The organism is Rhizobium etli CFN 42 (genome assembly GCF_000092045.1).
Taxonomy (GTDB): domain Bacteria; phylum Pseudomonadota; class Alphaproteobacteria; order Rhizobiales; family Rhizobiaceae; genus Rhizobium; species Rhizobium etli.
In genome coordinates, this window is record NC_004041.2 from 263,570 (window position 1) to 284,066 (window position 20,497).

Consider the following 20,497-nt stretch of genomic DNA (forward strand, 5'->3'; position numbering starts at 1 on the left):
GTCTAGCTTTAGCGTTAACGGTTTTTGCAACCAGCTTGGAGGGCCGGCCGACAGAGCGGGCGACGCCGGCATCATCCGACTGGCGGATGCGCGGAGGGCAACAAGTGCGCGGAGGGCAACAAGCGCGCCTGGCGCAACGTCGCCAGATCAGGTGAGCCGGTGCAAAAGCAGGCGACGGCCAACTGGCGGATGACGACCTCGAAATGCGCAACGACCGCTTCGGTCGATACCGTAGCCGCCGGCAGCACGCCGGCTGCCTGCCCGGCAATGTCCGCACCCAGGCGAATGGCCTTGGCCACGTCGACGCCGTCGCGGATCCCGCCGGACGCGATAAGCTTCACCGTTGGCAGTGCCCGACGGACCGCCTGCAAGCTGGCCGGTGTCGGGATCCCCCAATCGGCAAACGCCATCGCCACTGCACGGCCGGCGGCATCGCGGGCGAGCTCGCCCTCCACCGCGGCCCAACTGGTGCCGCCGGCTCCGGCGACATCAATCACCTCAACACCCGCCTCGACGAGCGCGCAGGCCACCGAGGCGGACAGGCCCCACCCGACTTCTTTGGCCACGATAGGCACGCCCACGCTACGCGCGGCGCGAGCCACCTGCGCCAGTACGCCGTGCCAGTCGCGGTCGCCATCCGGCTGTAGCACTTCCTGCAGCGGATTGAGATGGACGATCAGCCCATCAGCCTCCAGCGCATCGACAGCCCGGCGCGCCAGATCAAGGCCGTCGGCCTCGCGCAGTTGCGCAGCGCCGATATTGGCCAGCAAGGGAATGTCAGGCGCCAGGCGGCGTAGGGCGCGCGTCAGCCCCTGGGAATTGCGCGATTGGAGGCTCACGCGCTGCGAACCGACGCACATGGCGATCCCCAAGGCTTGCGCCGCCTCGCTCAGGTGCCGATTGATGGCCTTTGCGCGTGGCATTCCGCCGGTCATGGAACTGATCAGCAGCGGCGCACGTATGGGCTTGCCTAACAGCGATGTGCGCAGTTCGATCTGCGTCAGGTCCAGCTCGGGCAGTGCGCAGTGTTCGAACCGGATTTGCTCCCAGCCGGCAGCGACCGTGGCTGGCGCCGTTCGCCGATCCAGCACGAGGTCCAGATGGTCGTCCTTGCGCCGGGTCAGGGCGTCGTCGCACCCGCTCGCTCGATCCGCCGTATTGGGCGTTGGCGTTGCGTCGGATCGGACCGAGGGCGCCGCGCGCACGCCGCCGCCTCCCGCGCGTTCACGCCGGCGCACGCTGGCCTCCCCCCGCCGCATCGTTGCCGTAGCGGCTGATCGAGGTCTGGTAGTACTTCGCGCGAATGACCGCCATGGCCTCGATTAACGGTCCCCATGGTGCAGGAAAGCGTTCTTTCACCATCACTCGGTGCAGCATGCGCGCATGGCCGACCAGCTCGTCGTTGAGGAAATCCTCCACAGGCATAGCCGGATAACGCTGCAGGAGCAGGATGGCAGCGTTGTCGGCTTCTCCCGCCGCCCTATCCTTGGCGCATCCATGCAGATCGTTCTGCAGGCGCCCTATCGTGGAGATGAGCCGCAGCACCTGGCGAAACGCCGGACGCGCGCGCAGGGTCGCCATGTCCAGCCCCCATAGCAACGACAGGCAACAGAACACGTTCGCGTAGGCGATCGAATCGATGGAATTGTGCAAGTATTCGGCGTACGACCAGCGTTCAGCCCCCGCCGCCTGCGCGGGTCCGGCGCGCAGCGCCGCGCAGTAGCACCGGGTATCGTTTAGAAGCTCAGTATAGTCGCGCCTATCGTAGGCGAGCGCGGCCAGGGAAGCGCGCAGCACAGCGCAGCCCTCGAAACCGGGGACCGCGCATGGCACGCCCTGCCCCAGCGCCTGCTCCACCGCGGCCAGCTGCTCCGGCGCGATCAGGCCAAGGTCGTTGCAATCGTCGAGCCAAAACAGTAGCGCCAACTCGCGATAAAACGCCACGATCAGCTTTTCGTCCTGCGGATCTCGGCCGGTGCGGGCGCTGATATCGTGCAAGCTCGGTTGGATACACTGCAGGATGTACTGTCCGCCCCTAACTGCTTCTACGGCATGCTCGTCGGCGAATCCGGTCAGGGAACGCCCCCACTCCAGTACTTGCTGCAGCGCGCTTTCCGTCGGGATCATTGCGCCATTCCTCCTGCTCCCTCGGTCGGGATGCGCCGCCCCCAACGAAGAGCCAGCCACAAGCCGGCGAGTTCGATCACGCGCACGACCCGGGTCGGGCAATACAATTCCTTGCCGATCCACAGCGGCGTCTGCGGCAATTCATGCGCCTCATGGCGAGCGAGCATCCACTCCAGCGCGTGCGCGACCGCCAGCGCGATGCGGGCGCGCCCTGTCGGCTCTTCGCGCCCATCCATCACGTGCAACGCGAACAGCGCATAGGCGGTTTCCTCAAATGTTGACGCGCGACCCGCGCCCCAGCCGCCGTCGTCGCGCTGCGCCTGCAACAGCGCCGCCAGCGCGCGCTCGTCGCGCCACTGGGGCGCGCCTTGCGCGAGCGCAGCGATTGCATGCGCGGTGGGATACAGCCACGAAACATGCCATTTGTCATTGTCCCATAGACCGTCCGCGTTGCGATTGGCCTCAAGGTAAGCGCTGGTACCGGCGGTGGGCTTTCCCAACAGTCTGAACGCATGCAGGGCGTGGATGTTGGTCGACACCGAGGCATTGCGCTCGCCGGGGAAGGTAACGAACAGCCCGCCGATTTCGAAGTGGCGCAACGCGTTGGCAGCCGGGTTGCGTCCTGCTAGGTGCAGGATGCACAACGCAACAGCAGTGTCGTCCGCATCGGCCGCGAAGTGCAAGGCCGGACCCAGACCGCGCACGCCCAGACAGGCATCGAGCTGCGCGACGATCACGCGCACCGCCTCGGCGAGCGCGGGATGCGAAAACAACCCGGCCAGATGCAGAGTGTACAGCGACCAGCATGGCTCGAACACGTTGATCGGCCAGACGCTGGGAACGACACCTTCGATGCCGCTGCGCGCCGCGCGCGATGCGGCCTGAAGATACCTGTCGGCACGCTCGACCTGTGGCGCGCTCGCCTGTGTGAGGGCGTGCGCACGCCACGCGGCGGTTGCCGCCGGGCTGATGCCGATGCTGCCGTCGTCGTCCAGGCATGCCGTGGTCGGCGACGTCCCCCAGGCTTCCCAGGAGTGCAACAACGGATGGCCGCTCGGCAGCGGTCCCACCGTCCCCAACTTAACCAGGCACGCTTGCCGCAACGGCAACAGCGCCGGGTAGCGCGGAAACACCACGTCGCCCACCAAGGATGTGGCCTCGCCGGAGATCTGCGGCAGGATCAGCTCCGCGCCTACCGGCGCGTCTTCCGGCACCGCATCCGCGTAGGGATCCGGCTGGCGCTCGAGGAACCGCGTTGCAGCCTGAACTGCGTCCGCAGCGCCGGGAAGAGGATCGGCACGCCGCAATGCAAGCAACGCCGCCCACGTGGGTACATGGCGGAACAGTGGGAAGTCAGCACTTCCCCACCCGCCATCGGCCTGTTGCTGCGCCATGAGCCACGCGTATCCGTTCTGCCGACCGGTGACGTTGCCGCTGAACTGCAAAACGCGCGCCGTGTCGTAAACGGACGGACTCACGCTGCCGCCATCGCGCGTCTCGTTCAGCAAGTGGCGCAATTCAGAAAGGATCTGTTCGGACAGCGCACTCATGCGGGATGTTCCCTCTGCAGGCAGTTGACGAGAAGCGCGGCGAAGCGCACCTATGCTGGCGGCGGTCCGCGGTGGGCAACCGCTCCGATCTGCGCCGTGGAATCGAACACAATGTAGCATCTAGCGGTGCCGCCGGCCGATCGCAGCGGTACGGCGGCGCCTCCGTGCGGACCGGCGCCAATGCGCACGGCGCGTGCTTGAACAGATACCCTTTTGGCCCGCTGCACGGCCTGCGCCAACCGCTCCGCACGCGGGCGCAGCGAGGTGATGGCTTCCTCGGCCTCTGGCCATAGGCCCGGCACTGACTGGGGCGCTGCATGCAGCTTCGTGATCGGCACGCCGGTTGCTTTCTTCTCCGCCGCATGCTTGCCGGGGGCTTGCCCAGCGTCGCTTCATCCGCTGGCGTGTCATCCTCGACCACCTACAATACAAGGCCGAAACAGGCGCGATAGCGATCCAGTGCGCGGTACAGAGTAAAGCGCGGCATCCTCCGCGACGGCGCATAGCGCGCCAATGCCTATGGACGCGCGCACCGGCAATCCGCCGCACGCCTGCGCGCCCGATCCGCCGAACGGGGAAACGCCAGTTCGGTCGTCGTTTAGCGTGGAACCCTTCTGCATGTTGTTCATCTCCTTCTACCTGACAGAGAATGCCGCGGCGAGCGGCGAGCCGCCGCGGTGCTGCCGGCGTCGCACCGCGCGCGCGCGCGCCGAGTGCAGCAATGCCGCCCATCGTCGTCGCCGCTGCCTCTTGACACGGGGCAGAGGATCCCAGCTCATGAGAATCCGATGCGGACTGTCATGGACGGATGTGCGGTCGGGTAATAGCGCCGGCCTTTTTCGACGCCGCTCATCAATCGCGGCCGCACCCCGGCCTCCTGCATGGTCAATGCCAAGGCGATGCTGAACTGCACCAGCTCCAGCCATACAAGGTGATAGCCCATGCAGACGTGTGGGCCGGCACCGAACTGCAGCATGTCCACCGGCCGGATCGGCTCCGTGCGTTGCAGCCACCGCCCCAGACGGAACTGATCGGGCGCTTCGTGCAGCAGCGGCGAGGTCGAGAAATGCAGTAGTGGGATGCACAAATGAGTGCCCGAAGGAATGCGCCGCTGGCCGAGTTGTAATTCCTGCATCGCGCGACGCGGTACGAGCGAGGAAGCCGGATGCATTCGTAGCGTCTCCCGAAACAGCGCCTCTGCGACCGGACATTGCGCCAGGTCCTCGTGCCCGGTCGGCACCGCGCCCACGCGTTGCGCCTCTTCGACCAGGGCGTCCCACAGCTCTGGATGCTGCGCCAGCTCGATCACCATCCAGGCTATCGTCGAGGCGGAGGTCTCGTGGCCGGCAAGCAGCAGCAAGCGGATATTGGCGACCAGGACGTCATCGGAGAGCGCGCCATCGCTGCAATCGAAGGCGCTCACCATGTCGTTGATCAACCCGGTGCGCGCGGCGCGCGCGCGCGCGTCCCGGATGAACTGGCGCGACTGCGCGTCGATCCAATCGCGGGCGGCGCGGCCGCGTCGCAAGGGCATCCCCGGCAGGTCGATCGGGGGCGCGACCATCAATTGTAGCAGTTGCCGATACTTGCGATGCCACTCCGACAGGTCTTGGGCGGGGATGCCCATGAGACTGAAGGTGAGTTTGAGCATCAGGTTGCGGGTGTCTGGCAGGATAGCGACTTCACCGCGGTCGCGCCACGCCTTGACCTGAGCCCTAATAATTGGTTCGAACAGCTCGCCAATGCCGGCCTCGGTCAGACCCCTCGGCAGAAACGCCGCTTTTATCCCATCGCGCGCCTGCCGGTGCGCGCTACCGTCCAAAGTGACCAACGTTCCGCCAAGGATGTCGGGCGCCATCTCTTCGATCAGTGCCGAGGACACTTCCTTGTGCCGGAGCAATGCGAGCGCATCTGGATCCAGGCATGTCATCAGGTGTCCGGCCGGGCCGAAGTCCAGCCAGAAGTGGCTGCCTAGGGTCCTTTCCGCGCGCCGCAGCAGGCGCGGCAGATCGCAGACGATGGCGGGAAGATGCCCGACCAGGGGGAAAGCGCCAGGCATGACCGGGATGTCGTCCCGTAGCCGGCGCCAGCGGTTCAGCGGGTTGAGCAGCATGTCCATCACCAATGCGACGCTGCGGCTGCTTCGGCGGCGTCACCGGCCGGCCGAGCCGCGCTGCTGCCACCGTCGGCGTAGGTTGGAACATGCGCCAACATGCCGCCGTCGATGCACACCACCTGGCCGGTGATGAACGCAGCCTCCTCCGAGAGCAGGAACGCGACCAGCGCGGCTACGTCCTCGGGGCGGCCGACGTGCGGCAGGAGCTGGTGCCGGTGTAGATGCCGTTGCATGCACTCGTCCAGCTTGGCGAAGAGACGTTCGGTCATGACAAGACCTGGCGCAACCGCGTTGCAGCGGATCTTCGCGTGTCCGTATTGGGTGGCAAGCGAGGCCGACAGCATGTTCATTGCGGCCTTCGACGCGGCGTATGACGTCAGTGCGGTGTCGCCGCTGAGCCCTTGGCACGATGACATGTTCACGATCGCGCCACCACCACGGCCGATCATTTGTGGGATGGCCTGCCGGCAGCAAAGGAGCGTGCCGCGCAAATTGGTCGCCATGGTCTGGTCCCAGACCGCCACGTCCAGGTCGAGGATCGCGCGGTCGTGCGGAGTCAAATGCATGGCGCTCGCATTGTTCACAAGCACGTCGACCCCACCGAAGCGCCGCTTCGCCGTTTTGAACAGCTCTGCCACCGCCTGCGCATCTGCGATGTCCATGGCCACGGCCAGCGCTTGGCCCGCTTCGGCTGCGATCTGTGCGGTGCAGGCGATGGCAGCGGGGCCATCAATGTCGGCCACCACCACTCTGCCGCCCTCGCGCGCGATGGCGAGGGCGCATGCCTTGCCGATCCCGGCGCCGGCGCCGGTCACCACGGCCACCTTGCCTTTAAATCGTTCCATCATGTTCTCCTGGATTGCGTAGGTCTTTCGCTGCATGTCGCTCAGCGTCTGCCGGAGAGGGCGTAGGGCCGGGGTTGGTGCAATGGTCATCGCCGGCTTCGCTTTCGATCACCCGAATGGCCGCGACCGGGCACTGGCTGGCTGCTAGGCGCACGGCGGCGTGCAGCGCCTGCGGGACCGTCGCCATGCACACTTCCGCCACGCCGTCCGGCTCGCGCTGACGAAAGGTGCCCGGCAGCGTCAACACGCACTGACCAGTGGTTCCGCACAGGTCCTGGTCGACCACGACGCGAACCTCAGCCGCCGCCTGCGCGTGCAGCCGCACCGGCAGCGCGCGGAACGTCCTAAGGAACGCTGAGGGCTCCCGGGTCGGCTGCTCGGCCAAGGCCAACGTGGGGAAGCGAGCCTGGATCTGCGGCAGGCTCTCGGCCAGTTGCACCCTGGCGAGTTGAGCACCTAGGCAGAAGTGGATGCCGTGGCCGAAGCTCAGCATAATCTTTCCGTCGCTCGACATGCCAGGCCTGGTGCCGTAGAACCGCACCGGATCGAAGCGGTCGGGATCAGCGAAAGCGTCCGGGTCGCGATTGCCGGCCGCGATCAGCACGCGCACGTCCGCGTCCTTCGGGATCACCACGCCATGCAGTTCGATGTCGCGCTGGGCGATACGCGGAATGGAGCTGAACATGGCGGGCGCCTCGCAGCGCAGTACTTCTTCTACAAATGCCTCCACCCCTGCGGCGTCTCCCTGCAGCCAGTGCCGCTCCTCGGGGTAGGCCAGCATCGCCAGCACCGCATGGTCGATAGTCGCAGCAGTGGTGGCGAAGCCGCCCAGCAACATGCCCCACAGCATGCTGATCAACTCCGCGTCCGAGAGCGTATCGGCGTCGTCGGTGTGTGCGCCGACCAGTGTCGACACGATGTCGCGGCGGGGATCGGCGCGCTTGCGCAGTATGAGGTCGCCGAAATAGGCCTTCACCCTGGCGCTGGCCACGTCCGCCGCGGCGAGCTGTGGATCGCTGGCGTGCGGGCTCAGGCCTTCTAGAATGGCGCTGACGATCGCTGAGAGCTCGAAAACGTCGTCTTGGGGCATGCCGAACAATTCAGCGAAGACAAGCATGGGCAAGGCCAGTGCGAATTCCCGATGCAGGTCCACCGCCTCTCCTCGCTCCAGTGCGGGCGCCATGCCATCCAGGCGAGCTGCGACGATGCGCGCGATGCTCGGCCGCAGGTTGTCGATCTGGCCCACGGTGAAATCGCGCGAAATCAGCCGGCGCAGACGCGTATGCGTCGGTGGTTCCTTCATGGCTAGCGTAGACGCCAGCAGATTGAGCGACAGGCTGCTCGCCGCACGCGGGAAATAGCGCGCCAGTTCGGATGGCGCCGGCCCCCGAAACGCATCGCCCGTAGCCTTGAACGCCCAGTAGATGTCGGCGTGGCGGCTCAACAGAAAGAGGCCCGACGCCGCGCGGTGCACCGGATCGTGCTCTCGCAACCACCGCATGAACGGGTACGGGTCTTGGATGCATGCTGGCGACGCCAGCTCGGCGAAGGCGTCGTGGCATGCTGCCGTGGTGTCTTGCACGTCCATCTTGATTACCTGTCGAGTGGCTGATCTGACCGGTGCGCGCCAGGCGCCGCCAAATGAGAAGATTGCGATGCCGGGGGGCGTCCGCACCAGAGCACCGGCATCTCCTCGAACCCGCCGGTGATGATCTCCTTGCGCAACTTCAGTTCTTCGGGCGCCACGGCCAGGCGCAACGCGGGAAAGCGCTGGAAGATCGAACCGAATATGGCCTTCAGTTCCAGCCTCGCCAGCGCCGCCCCGATGCAATTGTGCTGCCCGTAGGAGAACGCCAGGTGGGGATTTGCGTCGCGTCCGATGTCGAAGACTTCCGGGTCTTTGAAATGGCACGGATCAAACGAGGTCGCCGGCAGGCCGACCAGTACTTTGCTCTCCGCGGGTATATGCACGCCCGCGATGGTAACGTCGGTCCGGGGATAGCGCATGATGCCGTCCCACCCCGCGCCAGGCGAATACATGCGCAGTATTTCTTCCACCGCCTTGTCAACCAGGGAAGGATCGCGGACCAGGCGTTCGCGCTGTTGCGGATGGCGAAACATGGCCAGCAGGCCGAATTCGATCTGCGCGACGGTGCTCTCGTGCCCCGCCACCAGCACGCCCGCCGCGAGGCCGATCGCCTCTTCCTCGGTCGCTTTGCCCTGGTCGACCGCGGCTAGCAGATCCGTCAGCAGGTTATCGCCCGGATCCTGTCGCTTGCCCCGTATTTTGCCGTGGATGTAGGCGCGGAGCTCTTCCCAGGCCAGGCCGGACGCGCTGCGCGGGCCGCTTTCATGCTGGTGCGTCATCACCTCGTCGGAGAGCCCTGCGAAAAAGGCGTGTTCCTCGAAGGGCACGCCCATCAGCGCGCTGATTACCTTGGCCGGAAGCGGAAAGGAGAGATGGCGTCGCAAGTCTGCGGGCTGGGGCTGAACCGCCAGCGTATCGAACAACTGCACGGTGATCGCCTCGACCTGCTGCGTAAGCAGCTTCACCCTGCTGTTGCTGAAGGCCGGCGCCACGATCGTGCGTAACCGAGCATGCTCGTCCCCTTCGTGCGAGACCAGCCATCCCGGCGAACCGAGAATGACCGAATCGGGGGTGAAATCCGCCGGAGGCATTCCCGCGGGCAGGAATGCCGCGTCAGACAGAACCGCCTTGGCCTCGTCATAGCCTGTCACCCACCAGCATTCGTGCCCGGACGGAAGGCGCACGCGGTGGATCGGACCTTTGGCGCGTAGCGCTAACATCTCGGGCGAGGGCTCGATGTGATCGACCCGCCACATCGGCAGCGTCGGCAAGGATTGTTCGGACATGGTGACGCTTCACTCTTTAAGCCCGGAAGGGGCGGAAGATGATGGGCAGACTGCGGGCAGCAAATGAGTTAAGGCAACGTGTAGACCACGCCCTCTGCGGCGATTGCCAGCGCCAGATCCTCCGGCCGCACGAACGGCGGGGGGAAGACACTTCCCAATTCCAGGCGCGCCAGCGCAGCGCCCAGGCACAGATGCGGCCCCTGGCCGAGCGGCAGGTGCGGGTTTTGCAGCCGGTTGAAATCGAACATGTCGGTATCGCCATAGGTCGGCCGACCGTAGGAATTGGCGCAGCAGGTTCGACCGCACCCGCCCACCGACCCGTCCGCAAACAGAACTTCCAGTCCAGTCCCACACCCCCGGCTTCCCGCCTGGCTCAAGGTCTGCCGCTTTGGCTGTACCGCTCGCGACGTGGGCGATTGTTGTGGGTCGCAAACGAAGAACTCTAGATCGCATCTAACACTCCTCACATTTTCCCGGCACACACAACCGAGCCACTATCATTGCCCAGCAAACCATCGGAACTCACGAGACGCGAACAGCGATGCGCCGCCCGAAGACCATCGCGCTGCGATTGGCGACATACCGTGACCAGAGCAAATCGCGTGCCGAAGTGAATTCGTGGGTTCAGCAGGCATTTCGTAGCAGCGCGTAGTGTCAAGCTCCCGCCATTCAGTCTCAATGCCGACAACCGCGGAGTACATGTCTGACAAAAGACTGCTCTAAGCCGGTCTGCGTCCGATAGTCGGCGACCTGCATGGGATGCCCTCGCGGCGGGCTTTCGTGCAACAATCCGCGCCATCTTCGACGTCGAAGTTGCCCCGCCAGTTTTCGTCCGATGGGCGGGAACGTCGTCGACTGCGCCGAGGCCGCCGCGTTAAAAGCGCCGGCTCTGGGCAAATCAGACTGGACCCGCCTCGACCCTCCGGTAGTAAAGTTTGCGGAGCTTATTTCCGCCAAATGCAAGTTCTGAGCTTGTAGTCATCTCGTTGACGTTGTTCTTAATGTTTCCACCCCCGCGCTTACCGAGACGGTCGAGCTTCTCGATCGGCGTAGGTAGAAAAGGCAACGGGAAACGCTCAAATTTCGAAGCATGTTCTCTTCCGGAAACATGTCATCTAATCAGGAGCGGCGGTCGGCAACAGTCGCCTGAGTCGGAGGTGCTTTCTAAACCAGACGATGCCCAATCCAGAAGCCTCCTGCCGAAGATGAAGCAATCGGGAGACCAATGCAGCATCTCATGGACCGCCGCACCGTGGTGAAGAAAGCGGTCCTCGGTTGCTGGAGGTTGTTGAGTAGTTCCATGACATCGAATTGAGCTTTAGCCTGATGAATTGGGTCAATACCTACACCGCTAACTAAGGGGTGCGCCGTTTACGCCTTAGGTCAAGCTGGGGGACGTTGGACTGCTCTGACCTGCCCCTGCGAATTTCCTCCAGAATGGATTAGAGTCCGGCCCATTAAAGGACGGATGAATGAAGAAGCAGAGATTTACCGAAGAGCAGATTATTGCGGTGCTGAAGGAGCAGGAGGCTGGCGCGAAGGTGGCCGACCTCTGCCGCAAGCACGGAATTTCAGAAGCAACATTTTATAATTGGAAAGCCAAATACGGCGGCATGGAAGTCTCCGAGGCCAAGCGGCTGAAGGCGCTTGAAGACGAGAACGCGAGACTGAAGAAGCTGCTGGCCGAGCAGATGTTGGACGCAGCAGCACTCCGCGAGCTTCTTTCAAAAAAATGGTAGGGCCTGTCGCGAAGCGTGACGCCGTCACGCATCTGAAGACCGTCATGGGTCTTTCGGAACGGCGGGCCTGCCAGATCATATCCGCCGACCGCAAGACGATCCGCTATCAGTCGAACCGACCGCCGGAAACCGAGTTGCGAGCGAAGCTGCGCGACCTCGCCAATGAGCGGCGGCGTTTCGGCTACCGGCGACTGTTCGTCCTGCTTCGGCGGGAGGGAGAACCGTCCGGGGTCAATCGCATCTATCGCCTTTATCGGGAGGAGGGTCTCTCTGTCCGCAAGCGCAAAGCCAGACGCCGTGCTGTCCGCACGCGTGCTCCGATTTCTGGTCGAAGCTAAGGCCAATGCCCGATGGTCGCTAGACTTCGTGCACGACCAGTTCGCTTGCGGAAGGAGGTTTCGCGTGCTCAACATCGTCGATGACGTAACGCGCGAATGCCTGGCGGCGATCCCGGACACGTCGATCTCCGGCCGCCGTGTCGCCAGAGAACTGACGACGCTGATCGAACGACGCGGCAAGCCGGGGATGATCGTCTCCGACAACGTCCTATAATCGGAATGAAACGCCGTTTTGGCAGCAGGTCGTTATCGCGTCGGTCTCCCGATGCGTTTGAATTATGATGTAGGCCCGGCCAATCGTCAACGAACGGTCTCTCCCATAACAAACACAGAGTACGCATGATCGCGGCTCTCACCGTCCTTAAGACGAGATCCTTTTTGCCGTCGAGCGGAAGGCCTGAACATTATCTACGAGGTCGCTGAGCAGCTCAACGCCTCCACGGCACTGTCAGAGAAGGGTCCTTCCGCTGTGGATCGTCCCTTCAAAGAAGGGGCGATAAGGTTCACCGCTTTTGATAACCGCATGTACGGTGCGGGCCATCTTGGCGGCGATTGCTGTTGACGCCTTGCGACGTAAATGGGTGTTGTGACGGTCCTTGGTGATGTATCGCTCGAACTTGTCGCGGAAGCTGTTGGCGCGCTGCAATATCGCGACTTGAGCTGCCATCCATAAGGTCCGCCTCAGCCGTGCATTTCCATATTTGGAGAGTTTGGTCTGGCCTCGAAACATTCCTGACTGGATTGTCGCAAGATCCATGCCGCAGAACTTCAGGAACTGGCGATGGTGTTGAAACCGGCGCAGGTCCCCAGCTTCTGCCATGATTGTCAGAGCATTGATTGGGCCAATGCCGGGGATTGTGCATAAGAGCTGGTAATCTGCGTTGTCCTTCAGCATCGCAACCGCACGCGCCTCGATCTCATTACGTTGGGCGATTAGGCTTCTGCCCTCGGCCAGGATCATACGAAACATGCAGATAGCGTCAGAGTCCGGTGCAACTGGAAGGCCTATCGAACGGGCGGACGTTGCGTAAATATCTGCCAACAAACGCTCTTTGCCAACTTTGCGACCAACCACCTCCCAGGCAGCTTTGATGAAAGCGTCCTTGTTCATGGCTGCGATGAAGTGCGGAGACGGAAACAGTTCAAGGAAAGCAAAGAACCAGTCGCTGCGCGAACTGCGGTGGAAGCGATCCGCTTCAGGGAAATACAACGGCAGGTAATGCGTCAGAATCCGATGCCACAGTTCGGTCTTCGACCTTGAGATCATATCGTGGGTCTTCGACAACTCCTGAATGTCGTTGGTGCCGCGCATCAACGGGTCATGGTAGAACTGCTCGGCACCAATGGTCATCATATGGAGGATAACCTGGGCATCCTTTGGATCATTTTTATCCCAGGAATTATGCAGTGCCTCCCTGGTCCGAGCCAGTGCGATGGACGAGATCAATTTGATCTCGAAGCCCGCTAAGCCGAGCCGATATGCCAATGCGCGATGATAGTTTCCCGTTGCCTCAAAGGCGACACGGACAGGACGCTGATAGCTACGCAGCAGGCCGATGAGGCGATCGAACTCATCGAGATTGTTGAGCACGATCACTCGACGTCGACGCTTTTTGTCCGGTGCTTCGATCAGCACCTCGTGGCGTTCTTTGGAAACATCGATAGCTGCCAGAACGGGGGTAAATGCGGTAATGTCACAATCGGTCATAGCCTGTCTCCTTTACAGTGTGGCTTCGCAAAACCACTGTGAGACCTGAGGCCTGGCTATGACCACCTGCTTCGCCTGATGGGGGCTACGCAGCTGGTCAAAGCCTCATTCAACGCAGACTTCCGAAGGTGTTACGGCACTGAACTCACCTCGAATGCGATCCTCGCGTGGTCGAAGGATCACAAAGTCGACTGGCACTACATCGCGCCGGGAAAGCCGATGCAGAACGGCTATGCCGAGAGCTTCAATGGTCGGATGCGCGACGAACTGCTCAACGAAAGCCTGTTCTTTGGCCTCAATCATGCCCGAAGCGCCATTGCCGAATGGGCGGACGATCACAATAATTTCCGGCCGCACTAATCGCTCGGATATCAGACCCCGGCAGATTATGCCGGGACCATCGCCGCAACCGGCTCCAACGCTGCGCAAGATGAAGGCTTCGCGTTTCCGCCGGTTGCTCACACCGCGCCACTTGGCGTATTCAAAACCGCCGAGGCTCTAATCGCCGCCGGATGAAAATTCAGTGGCAGGTCAGCTCAGTTTCATCGCGATCATGTTTTTGTGGCTGGTTTGCCTGCCGAGTTCCTGAATGTATCGACCTGTCGCTCTCGCGCGTGGGCCGGAAGGACATAAATAGCAGGCTCAAGAAATAAACGACCTGAAGGAAAACCGAAGCCGCTAGTGTTACGGCGAACGCTTTGAAGATGGAAAGCGACGCGGCGTAGGCCGAAACAGCGCTGGTGCACGTGACCAGTAGCAGGATGCAAAAAAAAGTTCTAAAGGACAAGGCCTTGCTCCCGTTCGTTCGTCCAATACTTGAACTGCGTCGACGCTGACGTTTCGCCCGATTCGTCCACGCTATGAACGTGCATGACTTCGCCGTGAGTGCCATAGGTTGCCAAAAGTTGGGTCAGCGCGAATACGCCAAAGTGACGACTTCTTCTTTCGCGGCTTCCGACTCGGCAAATCCTGTTCGCCAGACTCCGAAGGCCGCCGCCATAGCGAGCAACAAGGCGGCGCCAGTATCTCTCCGGGATACGCAATAAAATCTGCCGCTTCCTATCTATTGCATTTTTGTACGTTCTCCGCTGAGGTCGCGATCGGCTTGTTTGGTGAGACACCTTGGTCATGCACCAAGGTCGCTAATCAGGCAAAATAGATTGATTGGATGCCATCATCCGCGTTTTGAATAACGCTAAAAACGCGGCACCGAAAACGCCTGGGGACCGAGCGCGAACTCGCGACCGCGGCTTTCAGCACACTTTAAGTCAGCCAACAGTGAGCGCGGCTGTTGCCCCGGTTGCGCTAGCCAAATGTCGTGATGCTCGGATGGACTCGCCGATTGCAAATTTTCTTTCTGCTTTATACGTCGTAAGGGGTGCCTTGATAGAAGCTCCACTCGTTAGCTTCGAGTTCAGGCTCTCGCGTCTGCAGCATGGGAAATGATTTCTAATTCTGCCGGGTATTCGTACAACGTACAGATCTCGTCAAACTTGGAACACGCACCCGTTTGCATAGTTTGCCCAAGGTCGGGATCCCGTTCCGCAAATTTGGGACAAATTCGAGCCATACGTGCGGCGACGCCGATGGCCGCCGCGTTCGATTGCTGAACCCGCTTAGTCGACTCGCGGCTGCCGGTATGGTCTAACATCGTCGCGTTCATGTTTGGCCCGGAGTTGGTATGGGGGCTGGCCGGAATAAAAACACGCCCATTAAAATATCTCAATAGAATCAACTGGCTGGGCGACATCGGAGCGACGCGTCCGGAGCCTGGCTTGAATTGAACCGAACCGAATTGGCGCAGGACCATTTACACAGCACGCTGAAATCTGCATATTGCCGCGCGTTGTCGCTATCCCAAGTTGATGCACGAGTCGCTTTCGCTCCCGTCAAAAGCAGCTGGGCACGAGCTCTTTTCAAGAATTTAGAAGGCAAGGATATGGAAAATTTTGTGTATCTGTTGGAGCCAGAAAGTGCGATCTTTCGCGCCGCTGAGCTCCCTGATCGCAACAGCATTGCATCGATCGCCGGTTTAATTGGCAGTGATCTTATTCAGATGATCCGCTTCGACGACATGCACTCGCTATTTGTTGGCGAAGAAGCTTTGCGAGTTGGGTTAACCGCCTTTACGATCTTTGACGGGTACCCGATCCCTCTTGCCGGGCAGATAGCGCTTTTGGGAGGCGATGGTAGTAAACCTTATCGTTCGCCGTCAATAACGATGACGGAAGCCGCGCGACGTTTTGAATGTTGCCGGCCGGTGCTTGATCCTGTGTTTGTTCCGATGGACCGAGTGGCGAACAAGGGCCTCATCGTTGCGGGCGCACTGGAAGGCCTGCAAGTGCGTATTGATCGCCGCTCCCCGGTGCTCCTATGAGCGCAATGACGAATGATAGGATCCAGGAGAATGAACTCTATCGCGCCGATTCGCTGAGAGTCCGCGAGCGTGGCGACATGGGCTCGAGAAACGGAAAGCTGACGCCTCAAAGCGGCGTTTACTACGTTGCCGAAGGCCTCCCGTTCAACTGGACAAAGGTCAACACTGAAGGTCGGAAGACGTTCAGTGCCGGTCTCCAACTACTCTGAGGACTATCGAAGAGACATATGATAACTCTATCGGCGGCTAACACGTCGTTGCGCAGCAATTGATCTTTGATCTTCCCTCAGATTGCTACACTCAGACTGCTCGATCGGCGCCGCAGATTGAAAGCCTGCGTTTGTCCGTTTGGCGATAACTGGGAGGCGGGATCGCCTCCCCGCTGCACGGGCGATCGAGTGATTGAAAAGCCGGCTTCAACTGTCACTTGCTCAAGCTGGCACAACCTTTGAATGCTCGCCTTGCGGGGATCAAAGCAGCCAACTGAATTCGATTATTGGAGAAAGCGACGAAGCGCATGCCAAATGTGCATCACATCGGGGTCTCGACGGTGGCGGTGCCAGCTGCGGACGCCGCACGTCAAACCGGCATAGCCGTCGACCACTGCGACGATTGCCAAACACGCTATTTCAGCCGACCATGCCAGATGGGTCTCAAGTTATATTTTGATGACTATGTGCTCTTCCGCGTTTTTTCGCGCGCACTTGAAGAAATTGAGATGGGGATTGCCACCGCGACCGAGGCAACCGGCCTTTCGCTTAGGGAGCTGCGGGATATACCAGCCCGCAGTTTCCCGGCAAGGCTTATCCGCGCTTTTGCCCTGCAAGAGGCGAGTGATTGCGTGCCTGATGCGGAGGAGCAACTGTTGCGCGATATGCTCCTAGGGCATGTGCGGCCAGGCGACCCTGAGGGCGTGCGTTTTGCTAAGATCATTGCGCGACGTTCCATGCGCGAAGACCACCTCTGGCGGGATCTCGGCTTGCTTGACAAAGCCGAACTTAGGAGATTGCTGTTCGCGCATTTTCCGGCGCTGGTGGCAGGCAACACCAACAACATGAGGTGGAAGAAGTATTTTTACCGCAAGATTTGCGAAGCTGAAGGCTTTTCCCTTTGTAGCGCTCCCAGCTGCAAGGAATGCGGCGATTTTAATGAATGCTTTCTCCCTGAGGAAAGCGGAAGTCTTTCTGGAGCGGCAGAGTTCGTCGGGCGCGAGATCTTGAAAACGTGAAGGCCACAGATGCAACTTGGCGGGCTTGTCCGGCGACGTTGAACCGATACGGGGGATTATTGCTCCCGATATTACGACTGTGCGGGCACGCGCAAATGCCACTTTCCTAAAGATGAGCGGTGATGTCGTCGTCGGATAATGATCATCGGTCAATTCTGATAGCACCTACTAAAATTGCCTTAAGCTCTTCGCCGTATTCGACTACGCGATCCACAATTTGTCGGAGCTGAGCGTATGGCCGGAAAAAAGCGTCCGCGACTAGCGCTTTAACTTGATAGCTTGCTCACGATCTTTGCTGTAGCCTTCGAGCATTTCCTCAGAATCTGGCCCGCTGACGATCGAAACCGGCTCCGTTGTCAATCTCAGCCAATGGCGAAACAATCCGGGCCTGCAAGACTGCAGCTGCCAAGCTGTCGGCATTCCCCCTATTTGTTCATGGAGACAGCATAACAGCGAGTTTGTTGTAAGCGACAATCTCTACTGTGCCTTCATATGCGTTCTGCTGATCATCCGGCCTTGATTCGACGCGTGGTGCGAAGCCGATCGGCCGTCAAGACGGTACCGATCTGCTTGGCTCTACGACTTGCCACACTACTTCTGTCCCTCGCCTGAGATGTAAGGATACGGACGAGATTTGTTGATCTTTGACGCAAGCGATTTCCAACCGACAAGACCTCGCAGCCGCTTCGTCCAGTTTGGCGGTTTCGAGACAAGAGTTTGTCGATCCCGCCTTCGAAAGTTCGGAACTAAATAGCTGAAGATCAGCAAAACAGCTGTTTTATATGCTGCTGCCCACATGGCACGGGTTTTGAAGATTGCCATGCGAGGCGGCGCGAGCTGCCTGCCTTTTACTCAGCGATGGATGGAACGAAAGAAGGAAGGCGATATGTCAGATTTGCGTCAAATCGCATTTTACGGCAAAGGGGGGATCGGCAAGTCCACCACCTCCCAAAATACGCTCGCAGCGCTTGTCGACCTCGGGCAGAAGATCCTGATCGTCGGATGCGACCCGAAAGCCGACTCCACCCGGCTGATCCTGAACGCCAAAGCACAGGACACGGTTCTGCATCTGGCAGCGCAGGAAGGTTCGGTGGAAGACCTTGAGCTCGAGGACGTGCTCAAGGCCGGCTACAAAGGCATCAAGTGCGTGGAGTCCGGCGGTCCGGAACCGGGCGTCGGCTGCGCCGGGCGCGGCGTCATCACCTCGATCAATTTCCTTGAAGAGAACGGTGCATATGACGATGTCGACTACGTCTCCTATGACGTGCTCGGCGATGTGGTGTGCGGTGGCTTTGCGATGCCGATCCGTGAGAACAAGGCCCAGGAGATCTACATCGTGATGTCCGGCGAGATGATGGCGCTCTATGCCGCCAACAACATCGCCAAGGGCATCCTGAAATATGCCCATTCCGGCGGCGTGCGGCTCGGCGGCCTGATCTGTAACGAGCGCCAGACGGACCGCGAGCTCGACCTCTCCGAGGCGCTGGCTGCCAGGCTCAATTCCAAGCTCATCCACTTTGTGCCGCGTGACAACATCGTCCAGCACGCCGAGCTCAGGAAGATGACGGTGATCCAGTACGCGCCGGACTCCAAGCAGGCCGGGGAATATCGGGCGCTAGCCGAGAAGATCCATGCCAATTCGGGCCAAGGGACCATTCCGACCCCGATTACCATGGAAGAGCTCGAAGACATGCTGCTCGACTTCGGCATCATGAAGAGCGACGAGCAGATGCTGGCCGAACTACAGGCCAAGGAGTCAGCGGTGGTTGCGGCTCAATAACTGCCGCTGTCGACAGGACGCGCTGGCCCTTGCGCCAGCGCGTCCTTCCAAGAAAGCCGCTTCGGCGACGACGACCTAACCCGAACCTTGAAAGGGGGCAGGGGCCCATGAGCCTTGATTACGAGAATGACAGCGTTTTGCATGAACAGCTCATTGCGGAAGTATTAGCGCAATATCCAGACAAGGCGGCGAAGCGCCGCAAGAAGCACCTCAGCGTCGCAACGAGCGGCGACGAGCCTGGCGATGAGCCGAAGGCCCTTTCCGAATGCGACGTCAAATCGAACATCAAGTCCATTCCGGGCGTGGCATGTGCCCAATAGGACCACGCTTTCGAAGGAAAAAAACGTGTCAAATATTGTATGTGAACGTGACACGGACTGCAGGCGAAAGTCTTTGCGCGCACCGTCGTCGATTTTCGTTCCGAACACAAATAGCGGGGCGCAGTTGCCTTGGTATACTATCTACCCAACAATACAGGAGTTTTCTCCAGAAATCGGCGCCCACACTTATGAGCAATGGCTGAGAAGCCAGGGAACTGATGACGCTGTCTCGCTCTATCTCCACATTCCATTCTGCCGCTCGATGTGCTGGTATTGTGGTTTTCCGACTAGCATCACTCGTCGGGACACTTTGATAACCGATTATCTAGCAATGCTGCGCGAGGAAATCCGCCTGGTCGCCGAGCAAGTGCCGCAGGCACTCTCCGTGGGTGACGTGCACTTTGGCGGCGGATCCCCGACCATTATGCCATCGGCAGACTTCCTGTCGCTAATGGAACTCCTGCGCGGCCGTTTTGCGCTTGAGCGAGGTGCAACCATTGCCGTTGAGGTCGACCCGCGCACGTTCACCACCGATATGGCCGAAGCCCTAGAAAGAACCGGTGTGAATCGCGCAAGCGTCGGTGTGCAGAGCTTCGATCCCGTCGTACAAAAAGCGATCAACCGGATTCAGAGCGAGGCGCAAGTGATGACCGCCGTCGAAAACCTCCGCCTGTATGGGGTCAGGCGTATCAATTTCGACTTGATGTTCGGTTTGCCGAACCAAACCGTCCAGTCCTGTCTCGAGAGCGCTATGTTAGCTATTGCGATGCGTCCCGACCGCCTCGCGGTTTTCGGTTATTCCCACGTTCCATCTTTTCGAAAAAATCAGCGCTTGATTGACACAGCAGCACTGCCCGATATAGCCGCGCGAGCTGAGCAGGCCTCAGCCATGGCCGATACGTTAGTTGCAGCAGGCTATCTGCAAATTGGTCTCGACCATTTTGCTTTGCCGGATGACGAGCTTGCAATAGCACAGAGAGCTGGTCGTCTGCGCCGAAATTCGCTTGGTTACTCTGCCGAAACCTGCTCAACTGTCATCGGTTTGGGCGCGTCCGCCATTGGTCGTTGCGGCGACGGTTACGTTCAAAACGATCTCACGCAAAGCTGTTATAACCGGCACATAGCATCCGGCCGCTTGGCGATCTCAAGGGGCTACCGTTTAGCTACCGAGGATCGCGTAAGAGCTGCAATCATCGAACAGCTCATGTGCTACTTGGAGGCGGACATATCAGCAATCTGTACGGCTCAGGGATTTGATCAGACCCATCTAGTGAGTTCAGCTAAGCAGCTAGAGATTCTGGCTGAGGATGGGATCGTTGAGTTTGACAACGGTTTAGTCAGTGTGCGGCACGAACGTCGCTCTGCCCTTCGCCATGTCGCTGCCGCGTTCGATGCTTATCTTGGCCGCCAGCCGATCTAGACTGGCAAACGGAGGACCTTGGAGTGATCACTTAATCGAGCTCGAGTTCGTCGAGATGTTAGGCAGGAGGCAAGC

General features: G+C 60.5%; 13 protein-coding genes and 3 pseudogenes. 7 read left to right on the forward strand and 9 right to left on the reverse strand.

Features of this window, described 5'->3' with window-relative positions:
• Positions 1-71 precede the first annotated feature (71 nt).
• The 8 genes from fni to RHE_RS30675 all read right to left on the reverse strand — a co-directional run bounded on the left by fni (position 72) and on the right by RHE_RS30675 (position 9,760).
• Entirely contained in the window at positions 72-1,238 is a 1,167-nt protein-coding gene (gene fni / locus RHE_RS30635) for a type 2 isopentenyl-diphosphate Delta-isomerase (protein WP_244425857.1), read from the reverse strand.
• Complete coding sequence (locus RHE_RS30640; RefSeq protein ID WP_008536520.1) at positions 1,225-2,127, reverse strand: terpene synthase family protein; 903 nt, start codon at positions 2,125-2,127, stop codon at positions 1,225-1,227. Before RHE_RS30640 ends, fni begins: the two co-directional genes overlap by 14 nt.
• Positions 2,124-3,677, reverse strand: coding sequence for a hypothetical protein (locus RHE_RS30645; protein ID WP_011053441.1), 1,554 nt, complete (start codon positions 3,675-3,677; stop codon positions 2,124-2,126). Before RHE_RS30645 ends, RHE_RS30640 begins: the two co-directional genes overlap by 4 nt.
• A gap of 775 nt (positions 3,678-4,452) precedes the next feature.
• A complete protein-coding gene (locus RHE_RS30655; protein ID WP_011053442.1) occupies positions 4,453-5,796 on the reverse strand; it encodes a cytochrome P450 in 1,344 nt (447 codons plus the stop codon).
• Positions 5,796-6,638 carry an SDR family oxidoreductase gene (locus tag RHE_RS30660; RefSeq protein ID WP_011053443.1) on the reverse strand — a complete coding sequence of 281 codons (843 nt, stop codon included), beginning with the start codon at positions 6,636-6,638 and terminating at the stop codon, positions 5,796-5,798. The genes RHE_RS30655 and RHE_RS30660 overlap by 1 nt, the downstream gene beginning before the upstream one ends.
• Positions 6,625-8,226: a cytochrome P450 gene (locus RHE_RS30665; protein WP_011053444.1), complete on the reverse strand. Its 1,602-nt coding sequence runs from the start codon at positions 8,224-8,226 to the stop codon at positions 6,625-6,627. The genes RHE_RS30660 and RHE_RS30665 overlap by 14 nt, the downstream gene beginning before the upstream one ends.
• 5 nt (positions 8,227-8,231) lie before the next feature.
• Positions 8,232-9,512: a cytochrome P450 gene (locus RHE_RS30670; protein WP_011053445.1), complete on the reverse strand. Its 1,281-nt coding sequence runs from the start codon at positions 9,510-9,512 to the stop codon at positions 8,232-8,234.
• Between the two features lie 68 nt (positions 9,513-9,580).
• A complete protein-coding gene (locus RHE_RS30675) occupies positions 9,581-9,760 on the reverse strand; it encodes a cytochrome P450 (protein ID WP_008536508.1) in 180 nt (59 codons plus the stop codon).
• A gap of 1,224 nt (positions 9,761-10,984) precedes the next feature.
• Here RHE_RS30675 and RHE_RS30685 point away from each other — a divergent pair.
• A pseudogene (locus RHE_RS30685) lies at positions 10,985-11,794 on the forward strand (IS3 family transposase); the annotation flags it as partial.
• A gap of 243 nt (positions 11,795-12,037) precedes the next feature.
• On the opposite strand, the gene RHE_RS30690 reads toward RHE_RS30685, so the two are convergent.
• Positions 12,038-13,297 (reverse strand): IS110-like element ISRel25 family transposase, encoded by a 1,260-nt coding sequence (locus tag RHE_RS30690; RefSeq protein WP_011053446.1) that lies wholly within the window; start codon positions 13,295-13,297, stop codon positions 12,038-12,040.
• A gap of 135 nt (positions 13,298-13,432) precedes the next feature.
• Here RHE_RS30690 and RHE_RS34005 point away from each other — a divergent pair.
• The 6 genes and pseudogenes from RHE_RS34005 to hemN form a co-directional block, all read left to right on the forward strand.
• Positions 13,433-13,813 (forward strand): annotated as a pseudogene (locus tag RHE_RS34005) (integrase core domain-containing protein); the annotation flags it as partial.
• Between the two features lie 1,423 nt (positions 13,814-15,236).
• Positions 15,237-15,674, forward strand: coding sequence for a DUF3846 domain-containing protein (locus RHE_RS30705; protein ID WP_008536498.1), 438 nt, complete (start codon positions 15,237-15,239; stop codon positions 15,672-15,674).
• Between the two features lie 517 nt (positions 15,675-16,191).
• Positions 16,192-16,902, forward strand: coding sequence for a nitrogen fixation protein NifQ (locus RHE_RS30715; protein WP_008536495.1), 711 nt, complete (start codon positions 16,192-16,194; stop codon positions 16,900-16,902).
• 886 nt (positions 16,903-17,788) lie between these two features.
• On the forward strand, positions 17,789-18,682 hold the full coding sequence (gene nifH, locus RHE_RS30720; protein WP_004675840.1) for a nitrogenase iron protein: 894 nt from the start codon (positions 17,789-17,791) through the stop codon (positions 18,680-18,682).
• A 107-nt stretch (positions 18,683-18,789) separates the two neighbouring features.
• Positions 18,790-18,987 (forward strand): annotated as a pseudogene (locus RHE_RS30725) (hypothetical protein); the annotation flags it as partial.
• Between the two features lie 88 nt (positions 18,988-19,075).
• Positions 19,076-20,422, forward strand: a complete 1,347-nt coding sequence (gene hemN / locus RHE_RS30730; RefSeq protein ID WP_080712026.1) for an oxygen-independent coproporphyrinogen III oxidase — start codon at positions 19,076-19,078, stop codon at positions 20,420-20,422.
• Positions 20,423-20,497: the final 75 nt, after the last annotated feature.